This is a genomic window from Polaribacter batillariae (genome assembly GCF_017498485.1).
Classification (GTDB): Bacteria; Bacteroidota; Bacteroidia; order Flavobacteriales; family Flavobacteriaceae; genus Polaribacter; species Polaribacter batillariae.
The window spans coordinates 3,038,632-3,054,645 of the sequence record NZ_CP071795.1 but is presented as its reverse complement, the minus strand read 5'-3'; the positions used below and the strand labels follow the sequence as shown (position 1 = coordinate 3,054,645).

The 16,014-nt window shown below is 30.5% G+C and carries 13 protein-coding genes; 6 read left to right on the top strand and 7 right to left on the bottom strand.

What is annotated here, in order from left to right:
• Nucleotides 1–113: 113 nt before the first annotated feature.
• Nucleotides 114–1,121 carry a 3-oxoacyl-ACP synthase III family protein gene (locus JL193_RS13530; RefSeq protein WP_207971302.1) on the bottom strand — a complete coding sequence of 336 codons (1,008 nt, stop codon included), beginning with the start codon at nt 1,119–1,121 and terminating at the stop codon, nt 114–116.
• Nucleotides 1,122–1,382: 261 nt separating this feature from the next.
• On the opposite strand from JL193_RS13530, the gene htpG reads away from it, so the two are divergent.
• On the top strand, nt 1,383–3,293 hold the full coding sequence (gene htpG / locus JL193_RS13525) for a molecular chaperone HtpG (protein ID WP_207971301.1): 1,911 nt from the start codon (nt 1,383–1,385) through the stop codon (nt 3,291–3,293).
• Nucleotides 3,294–3,444: 151 nt separating this feature from the next.
• On the top strand, nt 3,445–5,439 hold the full coding sequence (locus JL193_RS13520; protein ID WP_207971300.1) for a beta-N-acetylhexosaminidase: 1,995 nt from the start codon (nt 3,445–3,447) through the stop codon (nt 5,437–5,439).
• Between the two features lie 57 nt (nt 5,440–5,496).
• Here the strand turns inward: JL193_RS13520 and JL193_RS13515 are convergent, their stop codons facing one another.
• Nucleotides 5,497–6,606 carry a peptide-N-glycosidase F-related protein gene (locus JL193_RS13515; RefSeq protein ID WP_207971299.1) on the bottom strand — a complete coding sequence of 370 codons (1,110 nt, stop codon included), beginning with the start codon at nt 6,604–6,606 and terminating at the stop codon, nt 5,497–5,499.
• Between the two features lie 395 nt (nt 6,607–7,001).
• Between JL193_RS13515 and ypfJ the strand changes: the two genes are divergently transcribed.
• The 3 genes from ypfJ to JL193_RS13500 all read left to right on the top strand — a co-directional run bounded on the left by ypfJ (nt 7,002) and on the right by JL193_RS13500 (nt 9,293).
• A complete protein-coding gene (gene ypfJ, locus JL193_RS13510; protein ID WP_207971298.1) occupies nt 7,002–7,901 on the top strand; it encodes a KPN_02809 family neutral zinc metallopeptidase in 900 nt (299 codons plus the stop codon).
• Nucleotides 7,902–7,915: 14 nt separating this feature from the next.
• A complete protein-coding gene (locus tag JL193_RS13505; RefSeq protein ID WP_207971297.1) occupies nt 7,916–8,431 on the top strand; it encodes a GNAT family N-acetyltransferase in 516 nt (171 codons plus the stop codon).
• Nucleotides 8,432–8,507: 76 nt separating this feature from the next.
• Nucleotides 8,508–9,293: an SDR family NAD(P)-dependent oxidoreductase gene (locus tag JL193_RS13500; protein ID WP_207971296.1), complete on the top strand. Its 786-nt coding sequence runs from the start codon at nt 8,508–8,510 to the stop codon at nt 9,291–9,293.
• 35 nt (nt 9,294–9,328) lie between these two features.
• Here JL193_RS13500 and JL193_RS13495 read toward each other — a convergent pair whose 3' ends face one another.
• A complete protein-coding gene (locus JL193_RS13495; protein WP_207971295.1) occupies nt 9,329–11,095 on the bottom strand; it encodes an ABC transporter ATP-binding protein in 1,767 nt (588 codons plus the stop codon).
• A 3-nt stretch (nt 11,096–11,098) separates the two neighbouring features.
• Complete coding sequence (truA, locus tag JL193_RS13490) at nt 11,099–11,824, bottom strand: tRNA pseudouridine(38-40) synthase TruA (protein WP_207971294.1); 726 nt, start codon at nt 11,822–11,824, stop codon at nt 11,099–11,101.
• A gap of 98 nt (nt 11,825–11,922) precedes the next feature.
• Between truA and JL193_RS13485 the strand changes: the two genes are divergently transcribed.
• On the top strand, nt 11,923–12,420 hold the full coding sequence (locus tag JL193_RS13485; protein WP_207971293.1) for a metallophosphoesterase family protein: 498 nt from the start codon (nt 11,923–11,925) through the stop codon (nt 12,418–12,420).
• On the opposite strand, the gene JL193_RS13480 is transcribed toward JL193_RS13485, so the two are convergent.
• The 3 genes from JL193_RS13480 to JL193_RS13470 form a co-directional block, all read right to left on the bottom strand.
• On the bottom strand, nt 12,407–14,215 hold the full coding sequence (locus tag JL193_RS13480) for a tetratricopeptide repeat-containing sensor histidine kinase (protein WP_243456759.1): 1,809 nt from the start codon (nt 14,213–14,215) through the stop codon (nt 12,407–12,409). The two genes, JL193_RS13485 and JL193_RS13480, sit on opposite strands and share 14 nt — an antisense overlap.
• A gap of 26 nt (nt 14,216–14,241) precedes the next feature.
• The gene (locus JL193_RS13475; protein WP_207971292.1) at nt 14,242–14,943 is read right to left on the bottom strand and encodes a hypothetical protein; all 702 of its coding nucleotides are present in this window, start codon (nt 14,941–14,943) and stop codon (nt 14,242–14,244) included.
• Between the two features lie 167 nt (nt 14,944–15,110).
• The gene (locus JL193_RS13470; protein WP_207971291.1) at nt 15,111–15,776 is read right to left on the bottom strand and encodes a response regulator; all 666 of its coding nucleotides are present in this window, start codon (nt 15,774–15,776) and stop codon (nt 15,111–15,113) included.
• Between the last annotated feature and the right edge of the window lie 238 nt (nt 15,777–16,014).

The following is a 16,014-nucleotide window of genomic DNA, read 5'->3' as shown; positions in this document are numbered from 1 at the left end:
TAGCAGATAAAATATTTGTATTAAGAATTTACCCGAAAAATTATAAAAAAGAGACTGCCCGAAAAGACAGTCTCTTTTTTTTTGTAATGAATATTTATATTTAAAACTTAAAGTTACCAACGAATAATTACGCTTCCCCAAGTAAATCCACTTCCAAAAGCCGCTAAAACAACCAAATCGTTGTCTTTAATTTTGCCTTTTTCCCAAGCTTCTGTTAAGGCTATAATTACAGATGCAGCTGTGGTGTTTCCATATTTCATAATGTTGTTATAAACTTGATCGTCTGAAAGCTGAAATTTCTTTTGAATAAATTGTGCAATCCGTAAATTTGCTTGATGCGGAATTAACATATCAATATCTTCCTTTTGTAAATTGTTTGCTTGCAAACCTTCTACAATTGCTTCAGAAAAACGAGTTATGGCATGTTTAAATACAAACTGACCATTCATGTAAGGATAGTAAGAAGTATCATCAGGATCATTATTTTCCATAATTTCTGGTACCCACCTTTGTGTAGAAGGCCCTTCTAAAACCAACTCTTTGGCATGCTTTCCTTCCGAATGTAAATGAGAAGACAAAATTCCTTTTCCTTTTTCTTCAGTTCGAGACAATACTGCTGCTCCTGCTCCATCTCCAAAAATAACGGTAACTCCTCTTCCTCTTGTTGATTTTTCTAAACCTCCAGAATGATTTTCTGCACCAATTACCAAAATGTTTTTATACATGCCTGTTTTTATAAATTGATCTGCAACAGACATTGCATAAATAAATCCAGAACATTGGTTACGAACATCTAAAGCACCAATTGTTGGCATGTCTAATAAATCTTGCACTTGCACGCCACCTCCAGGAAAATACATATCTGGACTTAAAGTCGCAAAAATTATAAAATCGATATCGTCTTTGGTTAAACTTGCTCTTTCGATTGCAATTTTAGCTGCTTTAGATCCCATAACTGCGGTTGTATCCTCCGTTTTTGGGTCTATCCAACGTCTTTCTTTAATTCCTGTTCTTTCTTGAATCCATTCATCTGACGTTTCCATAAATTTCTTTAAGTCGTCGTTTGTTACCACATTTTCTGGAACATAATATCCTAAACCAGTTATTTTTGAATTATACATGTAATATCGAAATTTATAGTTAATGTTGTTAGTAATTAGCTAAAATAATGAATTTTATTCGGATAAAAAACTACCAAAAAAGACACCATCCTGTCATCTTGTCATAAAACACTTTTGGTATTTTTTTTGACTATTGTTATTCAACTTGTCATTTTGAGCGAAATGATAATGGAGTCGAAAAATCTTACATTTTTTTTTTGAGATTTCTCCACAAGATCGAAATGACACTTGAAACAAAATAAATTAAAACAAATAATAATTATGGCAAAAGGAAACATTAATGTAGCAGTAGAAAATATTTTTCCGCTGATTAAAAAATTCTTGTATTCTGATCACGAAATCTTTTTACGTGAATTAATTTCAAACGCAACAGATGCGACTACAAAATTAAAACACCTAATTTCTATCGGTGAAGCAAAAACCGAACTGGGTGATGCTAAAATTGAAATTAGCATCGATAAAGACGCAAAAACTTTAACGATAAAAGACCAAGGTTTAGGAATGACAATGGATGAGGTTGAGAAATACATTAACCAAATTGCATTTTCTGGCGCCGAAGAGTTTTTAGAAAAATACAAAGACGATAAAAACGACACTGGTGTAATTGGGCATTTTGGTCTTGGTTTTTATTCTGCTTTTATGGTGGCAGAAAAGGTAGAAATTTTTACCAAATCTTTTAAAGACGAACCTGCAGCTCATTGGTCTTGCGATGGTTCTCCAGAATACACCTTGGTTGAGCACGACAAAAAAGACAGAGGAACAGAAATTGTTTTACACATTGCAGAAGATTCTACAGAGTTTTTAGAAGAAAGTAAAATTAGAGGATTACTAACTAAGTACAACAGATTTAACCAAGTACCTATTAAATTTGGCACAAAAAAAGTAAACGATCCTACTCACGAGCCAAAAACCACCAAAGATAAAGATGGTAAAGAAGTAACAGAACCTCATAGACAAATTGAGGTTGATGATATCATTAATAACACAAACCCTGCTTGGACGAAAGCACCTGCAGATTTAAATGATGAAGATTATAAAAACTTCTACAGAGAATTGTATCCAATGCAGTTTGAAGAATCTTTATTTCATATTCATTTAAATGTAGATTATCCTTTTAACTTAACAGGAATTTTATTTTTCCCTAAGTTGTCTCAAAACTTAGATATGCAAAAAGATAAAATTCAACTATATCAAAACCAAGTTTTTGTAACTGATAATGTAGAAGGAATTGTACCTGACTTTTTACAAATGTTAAAAGGGGTAATTGATTCTCCAGACATTCCATTAAATGTTTCTCGTTCTTATTTACAGGCAGATGGAGCCGTAAAGAAAATTTCTGGATACATTACCAAAAAAGTTGCGGATAAATTAACGTCGTTATTTAAAAAAGATCGTGCAGATTTCGAGAAAAAATGGAACGACATTAAAGTAATTATCGAATACGGAATGTTGTCTGAAGATAAATTCTTCGACAAGGCGAAAAAATTCGCTTTGTACCCAACAGTAGCAGATACTTATTTTACGTTTGACGAATTGATTGAAAAAACAAAAGACACACAAGTAGATAAAGACGGAAACCACGTTATTTTATATGCCGCAAATAAAGATGCACAACACAGTTACATACAAGCTGCAAAAGATAAAGGATATGAAGTATTAATCTTAGATTCTCCTATTATTTCGCATTTAATGCAAAAATTAGAAGGTGGAGATGCAAAAGTGAAATTTACAAGAGTAGATGCAGATCATATAGATAATTTAATTAAAAAAGACGATAACGTAATTTCTAAATTATCGGACGAAGAAAAAGAAAAATTAAAGCCAATTATAGAAAGTGCTGTTCCTAAAGAAACTTACACTGTTCAATTAGAGGCCATGGATTCTAACGCTTCTCCATTTATGATTACTGTACCAGAATTTATGCGTAGAATGAAAGAAATGCAAGCTACTGGAGGTGGTGGAATGATGGGAATGGGTAACTTCCCAGACATGTACAATTTGGTTGTAAACACCAACAGTCCGTTAGTTTCTGAAATTTTAAACACAAAAACAGAAAAGAAACAACAACGTTTAATTTCGCAAGCTTTTGATTTGGCAAAATTATCTCAAAACCTTTTACATGGCGAAGAGTTAACCAACTTTATTAAACGTTCTTACGACTTGATAAAATAAGCGACACAGTTGCTTTAACTATTGTAAACCTCCTTGTAAAAACTGGGAGGTTTTTTTTATGCATAATTTTAAACAAAATCGGTTAAATTATTTTAATTTGCGAACGAAACATAGAAATGTATTATCATTCGTTTTTTACCACTTCAATCAAATGAAAAAAATACTTACCTCACTTTTAATAATTGCTCAAATTACCATTTTTGCACAAGAACGATTAAATGTTGTACCTGCTGTACAAAATTGGCAATATTCAGGGAAAGATGTTCTATTTAACTCGGTATTTGTAAATTGGAGTGAAGGAACCTCATCCAAAGAAAGCCTCTTTTTAAATCGATTTAAAACCGAACTTAAAAGTTTGAATATAAAAGTTCGCAAATCGAATAATAAGAATGCACTTTCGATTTTCTTTGACACAAAATATACTCCTGTAAACAAACATAAAGATTCGTATAAAATAATTTTCGGTCGAAAAACCATTGTACAAGCAAGTTCTTACAAAGCACTTGTTTATGCTTCGAGAACAATACTACAATTAGTTTGTCAAAATAAATATAAACACGCAATTCCAAAAGGTATTATAGAAGATTTTCCTAATTACGAAAAGCGAATGTTATTGATCGATGTTGCTCGAAAATTTGTCACTTTTAACGAATTAAAAGATTTTATTAGAATAATGGCTTGGGTTAAAATGACGGAACTCCACTTACACTTAAGTGATAATTCTTGGGGTGGTTACAGCGCTTATCGTTTAGAAAGTAAATTGTACCCAGAACTTACAGCTAAAGACGGGCATTATTCGTGGAAAGAAATTAGAGAATTGCAAGATTTTGCACATTCTTACGGAATTACCATTACTCCAGAAATAGATTCTCCAGGACATTCTCTCGCTTTTACAAATGTAAGGCCAGATTTAAAAAGTAAATGGCTAGCTCCTAAATATTTAGATATTACAAACCCAGATGTGTATCCATTTATGGAAAAAATATTAGAAGAAGTTATTCCTCATTTCGATGCGCCAGATTTTCATTTAGGAACCGACGAATACAGAATAAATAGTATTAAAAACGATTCTTTAAAATTGCATATTGGAGAAACTTTTAGAAAGTACATCAATCATTTTAATAAAGTCGTAAAAAAGAATCATAAAACAACTCGAATATGGTCTGGTTTTGAGCACATGCCTGGAGATACAGAAATCGATAAAGATATAATTATAGATATGTGGGAAACAAGCGACGCTCAAAATAAATCGAAACGTGGTTATAAATTTATAAATTCTACTCATTTTTACACTTACATCGTTCCTGGTGCGCCTTATTATGGGGTAAATAATAAATTTATTTATGAAAGATGGACTCCTGAAATTTTTAGTAATAAAGATTCTCAAAATTTATCTAAAAACAGCCCTGGACTTTTAGGAAGCAAACTGCATATTTGGAACGATTATGGTCCAACTGGTTTTTCGATATCTGAAATTGCACGATTAAGTACGCCTTCAATTTTAGTTTTTTCAGAAAAAATGTGGGGAACAAAATCAGATTTATCTTTTGAAGATTATAAAAATAAACTTAAAAAGTTAACCAAAATTCCAATGACAACTATATTGGAAAGAAATTTTACTAAAAAAAAGGAAATTTATTCTAAAAAAAGAAGCATTAATTTAGCCAAAAAACAAAGTGTTTTAATAAATAAAAAGATTAAAAATATCGAATATCCTTGGACATTAGAATTAACGGTTTATAAAACAAAAGAAGGCACAAAAGATAACGTTCTTTTTTCATCTAAATTGGCAACGATATATGCTGACTTAGAGTTTGATTTCAAAAAGAAAAAAGAAGTCATTACCAAACGAGGAATTGCAATCGTAAGAGCAAACCAAACAGAAGGCAAATCGCCAATAACCTCTTATAGACCACAAGTTATTGTTTTCGATTATCAAATTCCATTGAATAAAAATGTAAAAATAAAATTAGTAGGAGAACAAGGAAAAACGAGTTTGTATATAAACGATAAACTTATTGGAAGCGAAAATATACAAATGCTTTGCCCTGTTAATTATATTGGTATTTCTAATGGAAATGTTTTTAATGGAACCATTAAAGAGGTAAGTATTATGCAGAATGCACACAATTATAACTACAAATAAAAAATGGTACTAAACCAAAATTTCACTTCATAAACCACCAAAAAATTATTTTAAAATTTATTTGTTTTGAATATAGGCAGAAACCAATACATACCCTTCTTGGTCTTTAAACTCTGCCTCTGGTACATTAATCTTAAAACTATGTTTTCCTTTTTCTAAAGTTCCCAGTTCAATTACACGAATAGGAACTTTATCTCCAGGGCACCAATTATTCCAGCTTTCCCATTCTTTTTTTTCTCCTGTAGAAGAAATTTCCTTTCCATAAATTCCATTTCTTTGAGTGTTTAATTTTCTGAAAGGTTCGCAAGATTTTCCTCCAGGTTTATACTCCAACACAATTTTATGATCCATAGAAATCATATGATTTCTACGAATATATTCTTCTCCACCTCTATTAGCGCCATGGTTGGAAGTTATTAAATAAAGTTTGGCGTTTTTCATTTTTTCATCTAAAGTAAACTCTACTTTTTTTATTGTTTTTCCAACAACATCTGTTCCTTTATAATTGTTCAAATGAAAAGAAGTTAGTAAGGGTTTAAACTGTAATTTTTGGGTTTTATTTTTAGTCGCATCGTAAGTGCTCGAAAACTGCAAACTACCAATAAAAGTATCTATTCTGCCTTTGCATCCTTTAATTTGTTTTTGAGCTGCATAAGGCACGCCAAAAAGATGAAACTGCAACCAAAAATCGTACTTTTTATTCATGTTTTTATTGGAAAGTAATTTACCAATATTATCTAAATCGTACTTATAAACAGTAAGATTTGGAGCTACATTTTTATCCATAAAAGGTGTTATAAAGCGAGCAATTTCTATATTATAAATGGCTTTTTTTACATCAAAATTTAAATTTTTGGGCAACACAAACAACGCAACATTACCTATTCTATCGTAGTTATCACAAGCAGCGTTTACTCTAATTTCTAGTTGCAAACGATTACTTATTTTCTCTAAATCTTTTGTATTTAATTTTGTAACATAAGTCGAGTTGTTTATTCTTTGTACTCCTTTTTGTGTAGGTTTATTTACCGTTTTTGCATAACCATCATAAAATACTACTTCGTTAAAAGGAGAAAAATTATGTGACTCTGTACTTATATTACTAACTGTTTTACAAGAACATAACGTAAAAACAAATACGCTTAAAAGTAAGGGAAAATATTTCATGGAAAAAGATGTATTAATTACAGAAAACAAATTTAGTTAAAATACTGAATAATCAGATACTTAAACATTAATGTTAAACAAACGAAACTTATAAACTAACTCAAACCTCAATTTAACAATCTAAACAAGCCACTTCAAAAACCTATTGATAAAACTAAAATTCAATTAATAATTTTAAAAAATTCCAAAGAAAAAATAATCACACCAAAAACTGAATTAAAAGAAGAAATACTTAAGCTAAAACATCAATTTGATAAAAAGGATTTTACGATGTGCATTTAATGTACAAAAACAAAATTTTGGCAACTTATACTTTTGATGTGAAAAAATAGTTTTCAAAACAATTCAAAAAAAACATTAAATTTAGCCATTTAAATTTAATAAATATTTTTAGTATGAAATGGAAAGACAGAAGAAGGAGTTCTAATGTAGAAGATCGAAGAGGGCAATCTTCTTCTGGCAGAAGAATTGGTGGTGGGTTAGGCACCATGCTTATACCTTTAATATTGAAGTTAATTACCACAAAAAAAGGACTTATTATTGTGGCAATTGTGGCAGCCTTAATGTATTTTACAGGTACAAATCCTTTACATTTTTTAACAGGTGGAGGAAACTCAAACAACCAAATTGTAAATTCTGGTAGCTACAAAGGCACTCCTAAAGAAAATGAATTAGCAGCATTTAGTGCCACAGTTTTGGCCGATACAGAAGATGTTTGGAATAAAATTCTTTCGAATTATAGAGAACCTGTTTTGGTTCTTTTCTCTAGATCTGTTTCTTCTGCTTGTGGTAATGCATCTAGTGCAACTGGCCCTTTTTACTGTCCTGCAGACAACAAACTGTATATCGATTTAAGTTTCTTTGAAGAAATGGAAGTTAAAATGAATGCACCAGGAGATTTTGCGCAGGCCTACGTAATTGCGCACGAAGTTGGGCATCACATCCAGAATATTACAGGAATTAGCGGTAAAGTACAAAGAATGCGTGGTCAAGTTAGTAAAACCGAATACAATAAATATTCTGTAATGTTAGAATTACAAGCCGATTTTTTAGCGGGTGTTTGGGCACATCACTCTCAAAAAATGAACAGAATGATGGAAAAAGGAGATTTAGAGGAAGCTTTAAATGCCGCTTTTGCCATTGGAGACGATCGTTTGCAAAAACAAGCCACAGGAAGGGTTGTTCCAGATTCTTTTACCCATGGAACCTCTGAACAAAGAATGCGTTGGTTTAAAAAAGGTTTCGATACTGGAGACATCAACCAAGGAGATACTTTTAATGCACCTTTTTTGTAACAGATTTCTTTTTTATGCTCTTAATTAGAAAAGCAACTCCAAAAGACATCACTTCTTTGGCTTTAGTGGGTAAAAAAGCATTTGTGACACCCCACAAAGAGGCCATTCCTAGTGAAATTATGACAAATTATTTAAATCGTAGTTTTAGCAAAAAAACGTTGTTAAAAGAAATTACGAACCCAAATTACCAATACAATTTAATTTTTGTTGATGATAATTTAGCCGGATTTTCGAAAGTTGTTTTTAATGAAAAAAACGAAAATATTAAAGAAACAAATGTAACCAAAATGGAACGTTTGTATCTATTAGAAGAGTTTTATGGTTTGGGTTTGGGGAATAAATTATTTCAGTATAATTTAAATTTATCAAAAAATAATCTGCAAAAAGGAATTTGGTTATATGTTTGGATAAAGAACTTTAGAGCCTTAGAATTTTATAAAAAAGCAGGGTTTAAAAAAATTGCCATGTACGATTTTCCTATTTCCGAAACAGCAACAAGACCCAATAATGTTTTGTATTTAGAATTCTAATATCGTTAAATCTTATTGGATTTGAGTTAATAGGAACTTTACTTATCAATTATTTTTGTAGAGAAGATAAAAATTTATGAAAAAAACAGCATTAATTACAGGAGCAAGCAGTGGTATAGGAAAAGAATTTGCAAAAATTCATGCAAAAACTGGTGGTAATTTGGTAATTGTGGCCAGAAGTAAAGACAAATTACTGCAATTAAAAGAAGAGTTAGAAAAAGAATACGGAATTCATGTGAGCGTTATCGAGAAAGATTTAACCGAAAAAAATGCTGCACAAGAAATCTACAACTTTGTAAAATATAGTAAAATCGAAATCGATTATCTAATAAACAATGCCGGTTTTGGCGGTATTGGAAAATTTCACGAAAGAGAGCTAAAAAAAGACATTAACATGATTCAATTAAATGTGGTTGCCTTAACTGCATTAACTCATGTTTTTCTACCAGATTTTGTATCAAGAAATAGTGGTAGAATATTAAATGTATCTTCTACTGCAAGTTTAATGGCTGGTCCAATGCAAGCTGTATATTTTGCTACAAAAGCTTACGTGACTTCTTTTAGTAATGCAATTGCGGAAGAATTAGCAGACACAAATGTAACTGTAACTACATTAATGCCAGGAGCTACAGAAACCGATTTTGGAAAAACTTCTGGAATGGACAAAACAATTTTATTTAAAAATACTGCAGATGCAAAATCTGTCGCAAAAGACGGTTACGATGCGATGTTAAATGGCGATTTAGACGTTATTTCTGGAGTTACTTTCTCTCAAAAAGTTATGATGAAAGCCATCCCTTTTACACCCAAAAAAGTATTGCTAAAACAAGTTAAGAAAATGCAAAACCCAGATAATAATTAATTATTTAAACTTCAGCAAAATATAAAAAATTAATGCTAAGAAACAACATCTAAACTAAACTGTTTGTCATATAAGTTTTTATAGTAACCATTTTCTTTCTCTAATAATTCGGAATGAGTACCTTCTTCGACAATTAAACCTTTGTCCATTACAATAATCTTATCGGCTTGCTTAATCGTTGCTAATCTGTGCGCGATTACAATGGAAGTTCTATCTTTTGTAATGGTTTCTGTTGCATATTGAATCATTTGTTCTGCATGCGTATCTACAGACGAAGTGGCTTCATCTAAAATTAAAATACTTGGTTTACTAACATAGGCTCTTAAAAAGGCTATTAGTTGCCTTTGTCCAGAAGACAACATTGCTCCACGTTCTTTTACTTTGTAATTGTACCCTCCAGGCAGTGTTAAAATAAATTCGTGAATTCCTATTTGCTTGGCTGCTTTTTCTACTTCTTGCAACGTAATTCTATCGTCTTGCAAGGTAATATTATTTAAAATAGATCCCGAAAACAAGAAAACATCCTGTAAAACAATTGCTACTTGATCTCTTAAGCTTTGCAGCTTGTATTGGTCTATAGACGTTCCATCTACAGAAATTACACCACTATCAATTTCATAAAAACGGTTTATTAAATTTATTATAGTCGATTTTCCTGCGCCTGTAGCTCCTACAATTGCAATTGTTTGTCCGCTTTTTACTTCAAAAGAAATCCCTTTTAAAACTTCTTCGTCTTTAATGTAACTAAACCGTACATTTTTAAAGGAAATATTTCCTTCTAAATTTTTAGCAGTGATGGTTCCGTTTTTAGTAATTGAGCTGTTTGTATCTAAAACCTTAAAAACTCTTTCTCCAGAGACAATTCCCATTTGAAGTTGGTTAAATTTATCTGCAATTTGTCTTAAAGGACGAAATAACATTTGTGCCATTTGTACAAAAGCCATTACAGTTCCGGGGCCAGGCACAGCTCCACCAATAATTTGTTTACTACCAAACCAAACGATTAAGCCAATTCCAATAGAAGATAAAATTTCTGCTATCGGAAAAAAGATTGAAAAATACCAAATTGTTTTTATATATGCTTCTTTATGTTTGTTATTAATGTCTTTAAAATTCTTATACTCGATGTTTTCTCTATTAAAAAGTTGTACGATTTTCATTCCTGTAACTCGCTCTTGTACAAAACCGTTTAAATTGGCTACTTGGTTTCTTACTTCTTGGAATGTTGCTTTTATAGCAACTTGAAAAACTTTTGTAGCATAAACTAAAATAGGAAGTACCGCAATTGCAATAAGTGCCAATTTCCAATTTAAAACAAACATTAAAATGGTAATTGCGAACATTTGTAAAACATCACTAACAATCGTAAAAACGCCACTGCTAAAAAAAGCGGCTATCGTTTCGATATCCGAAACTACTCTTGTTACTAATTTTCCAACAGAATTTGTATCGAAATAAGACATTCTAAATTGTAAAATATGCCGAAATGTTTTTGCTCTAATATCTCTAATAATATGTTGGCCTACCCAATTTGCAAAATATATAAATGTAAATCGCAACAAAACCTCCAATACAAGAATGCCCAGCATTAATAATACATTGTTAACAAGACCTTGTGTGTCTTTATCTACAATATAAAAATCTACTGTTTTCTTTAAAAGATACGGATTTAAAAGTGCAACAATTGCCAACAATATGGTGGAACTTGCTGCTATAAAGAAATTAAGCTTGTATCTTTTTGCAAAGCTCATTAATCTTAAAAAGATTTGCATATCGAAAGCATTTCCTGTTTTATCTGCCAAAACTTAATATTTTATTTTTGTTAAAAATAAACCTTTTGCAGGAACTGACAATCCTGCTTTTCCTCGATTCTTACTTTCTATAATTTCTCTAAATTCTGCCACCGTAATTTTACCTAAACCCACATCTACCAATGTACCAACAATGGCTCTTACCATATTTCTTAAAAACCTGTTTGCTGAAATGTAAAAAGTTAACAAAGCGTCTTCTCGTTTCCAAAAAGCTTCTGTTACATCGCAATTAAACGTATAAACCTCTGTTTTTACTTTCGAAAACGTTTGAAAATTTTCGTATTCTAAAAGAATTTTAGCGGCTTCATTCATTAAAGAAACGTTTAAATTCTGTGAATAAATTTGCCAAGAAAAATCTAGTAAAAACGGATTTCTTCCTAACCAAATACGGTATTCGTAGCTTCTGCTTTTTGCATCGAATCTTGCATGTTTTTTATCATCTACCGAAAAAACTTGGTAAACAACAATATCACTTGGCAAAATAGAGTTGAGTTTGTGAACAATATCTCCTTCAATTTTTTTTGAAACATCTAAATGGGCAAACATTTGCGATGCATGCACTCCAGTATCGGTTCTACCAGCCCCAACAACTTCTATTTTTTCTTGCAAAACAGTACTTACTGCATCATTTAATTTTTCTTGTACAGAAACTACGTCTGGTTGAACCTGCCAACCATGATAGTTTTTTCCATTATATGAAAGTTCTATAAAATACCTCAAGAAAATTATTTTTAGAAGATACCAAAATTACGGAATTTATTTTGTTATGCTTACTTTTGAAACTCTAAGAAATCTTAAAATTTTTCTTTTTATTTTTAATGAAAAAAATATTATTACTTTCAGACACACATAGTTTTATCGACAACCAAATTTTAAAATTTGTAAAATTGGCAGACGAAGTTTGGCATGCAGGAGATATTGGAGATTTAAAAGTTACAGATACTATTAAGAAAATAAAGCCTTTACGCGCTGTTTTTGGCAATATAGATGGTAATGAAGCAAGAGTCGAGTTTACTTTAGATGCTAAGTTTAGTGTTGAAAATGTTGCTGTTTGGATGACTCATATTGGGGGTTACCCTAATAAATATAACCCGCGAATTCGAGAAGAAATTAAAGCAAATCCACCAAAAATTTTTATTTCTGGACATTCTCATATTTTAAAAGTTCAGTTCGACAAACAACTAAACTTATTACATTTAAACCCGGGTGCTGCAGGAAACCATGGTTTTCATAAAATTAGAACAATGTTGCGATTTAATTTAGACAAAGGCGAAATAAAAGATTTAGAAATTATAGAATTAGCTACTCGTGGTTAGCGGTTTCTTTTTCTACAATGGGCAATTGAACTCTAATTTCTGTTCCATTGTTTACCGTAGAATTAATCTCTAGGTACCCTTTCATCATTAGAATTCTAGCTTCTATTTGATTGATGCCTAAACCGTCTTTTGTTGAGATAATTGTTTTGTCGAAACCAATACCATCATCAGATATTTCAACGCAAATTTTGTTATTTTCTTCATACATTTTAATCATAGCATTTTTGGCTTTGCTATGTTTTAATATATTATTTAAAAATTCTTGGATGATATTATATACTTTTATCTCGAAGTTTTGATGATATCTACGAAGCGACTGAATGTCTGTTTCGATGTTTAATTGAGAGTTCGAGTATTTACTTGCCAAATCTTTTACGGCATAATTTAACCCGAATTTAAGCAATACAGACGAAACCAATGTGTGCGATAAATCTCTAATTTTCTCTGAAGCTTCTGTGATAATTTGCTGTGTTTTATCTATTTCTGTAGGCACTTTTCCTTTAAAATTAGATTTTGTTGCCATTAAATGCAAATTTGCAGAAGACAGCAATGCGCTTACGCTATCGTGTAATGTTTCTGCAATTTCCTTTCTTTCGGTTTCTTTACCATCTATGGTTGCATTTAAAATTCTTGCTTGCGATTCTGACTTAATTTTTTCTATATTTTGGTTTTGAATAAGTTGTGTTTGAGATAGTTTTAAACTTAAATTTTTTTGTTTTAATTTGTAAAAATTTAACCAATATAAAAGCGATAAAATAATTAGAAAACTAATAGCAGCATACAACCAAAAAGTAATTTGATCTTTCTCTCGCTTGCTTTCGGCTTCTCTTTTTACTGTATTGATGTCGTATTGCATAGAAATTTTTTCTATCATTCTTCTATAATTCTTATCTCGAATTCCATCTTCTATTTCATAAGACATTTCTTGAAAATCATATGCTTTATAGTCTTTTAAATTACGCATTGCCCAAGCCAAATTGTAGTATAAATCGGCTTTTTGTCTTACCGATGTCTGACTATTATCATTCTTAATTAGATTAATGCCTTCTAAATATGTTTTTTTTGCTTCTTCAAAATTTCCTTGTGCTAAATAAATATTACCTAAATTGTTCAAAACCGTAGATTGTCTTAAATTATTTTTAATATCTCTATTGATTTCAATAGATTTATTCGCATATTTAATTGCTTTTTCATACGAAGAATCTAATTCGTATAACCCTGCTAAATTACCGAATGCTACTGCTTTATAGTTTTTTATTTCTACATTTACACTAGGGAATTTCTCTAGTTTATTGTAATAATATTTGGCACTATCTTTTTGAGATTTATTATAATAAGAAGTTCCTATTCTTAGATAAATTTTTGCATAATTATTAATTTTAAAATTTTTATCTGCAGCACTCTTTCCAAAATCTAAGAATTCTTTCTTTTTGAGTATTTCTAAACACTCTCTATAGTACTCAAGTGACCTGTCGTGGTTATTCGTTTTATCATATATATCTGCTATTAGTGATGTAATTGATAATAGATTTATGTTGTTCTCACTCTTTTTTTCTAAATCATATAAAATCAATCCTTTTTTTAATGCATCTACAAACTTACCTTCTTTATATAATTCAAAAACCTCTTTGTATGCTTTTTGGAAAACAGAATCTTGTATAACAAGAAAAACCGAAGATGTTTCTAGCATTAAAACATCTTCAGTGTAATCCAAGCTATTAGGGATAGCTTTTAGTTGATTGCAACTAAATAAAATACAAATAATGTAAATTATTAGTTTTTTTTTCTTTTTCAATTATTCCGTTCTTTTGTTATTTTATATTATGCAGCAACATTTTCTACACTCTCTCCATTACCAACAGAAACTCTAGGTTTTTTTCTAATTGTTTCTTCAATTCCTCTAGCTGAAAAATTAGATGGGTTATGGTTTACAAAATCAATTCTTAAAACTTTTCCTTCTTCTTTAGTTAATGTTCTATTATAAGCTTTGCTTGACGCTTTGCCTGCCTCTAAATGCACTTCATAAACTTCTTCGCTTTCGTTATAAACAAAATCTACAGTTACATTATTGTTTACTTTAAAATCTAAAGAAAATGTACCATCTTCGTTTGAAGCAACACTATATTCTAACAACATTTCTGCATTTTTTCCTTTTGCAAAAGAAATATTATCGTCTTCAATTAAAACGTAAGGGTTATTGTTTGTGTTTGTATCTACGAAACCTACTTTTAACTCGTTTCCTGCTACAAGTAAATCTTGCGATTCTTTTCTGCTTATTCCTTCATCTGAAGAATACAAATAAACTTTACTAGAGTTTTTCTTATCGTTTACAATTTTTTCTGTTCTTACATTGTTAGATAAGTCGTAATCTACAGAGTAAGCTCCTTTTGCATCTCTTTGAATTTTAAAAGATTTTAAAAGGCTTTTAGGTTGAGGTTCTGGTAATAAATTCTCGTTATTAGAGCAAGAAGTAAATACAAATGTTGCTGCTAATACGAAAGCAAATAGTTTTAGAGTTTTCATAATAATAATAAAATTTTAAGTTAAGGTTAAATTCTTTTTTGTTTGAACTTGTTTGTAATTAAAAAAGGAAAAGCAATGTATTTAGTATGTAGTATTGGGGGAAATTGCTTTTAAGTTATTTAGGGGGAAATTTTATTTTTAACTTAAAAAATTGGGGGAGGTAGATTTTATACTACTTTAAATTTTACTGCATACATTGCTAATCCTACTGATGATTTTACATTTAATTTTTTTAATAATTTTCTTCTATGTGTTTCTACTGTGTGATGGCTAAGGTTTAATTGGCTTGCGATTTCACTAGTGCTATATTCTAAGGTTACTAATCTTAATACTTTTATTTCTTTTTCTGTTAATTTTTCGAATAAAAAATCTTCTGGTGCATCTCCTGTTGGAGGCTTTCCTCCTGTAATTTTTTGTAAAAGCAAACTTTGTATATCGTCGCTAAAATATTGCTCTCCATCTGCCACTTTTTTGATTGCTTGAATAATATGTCCGCCAGCATTTCCTTTAGAAATATAACCGCTTGCACCTAATTTTAACACTTCATCTACAATTTTAATATCGTCGTAACTCGATAAAACAATTACTTTTACGTCTATGTTTTGCTCTTTAAAATATTTTAGAACTTCAAAACCATCTAATTCTGGCATTGTAATGTCTAAAACTAACACATCTGCTTCATTCCCTTTCTTATCGAACCAATCTACTACTTGTTTTCCTGTTAAAGAATATCCTTTAATTAAAAACTTTTTTTCGGTTTTTATTACAGCTATAAGACCTTCAATTAATATTTTATGATCGTCTGCTATATGAACGCTTATCTTTTTATTCATTTTACTTTACAAATTTAACTTTCTATTACATACCAAACAATCCCTGAAGACCGTATATTTTTTGCATCCCTGAGCTCAGGGATACCCATCCCTGAGCTCAGGGATGGTAGGTTTTTAAAATATTGATAATCAGATATTTAAAAATGGTGTTTTTTTCAGTTTTTAAAATCCTAAATTTACATTTTTAAAATTTTACTGATGGGAAAATGCGTAAAAATTCTTATAAATAAAAAAACCG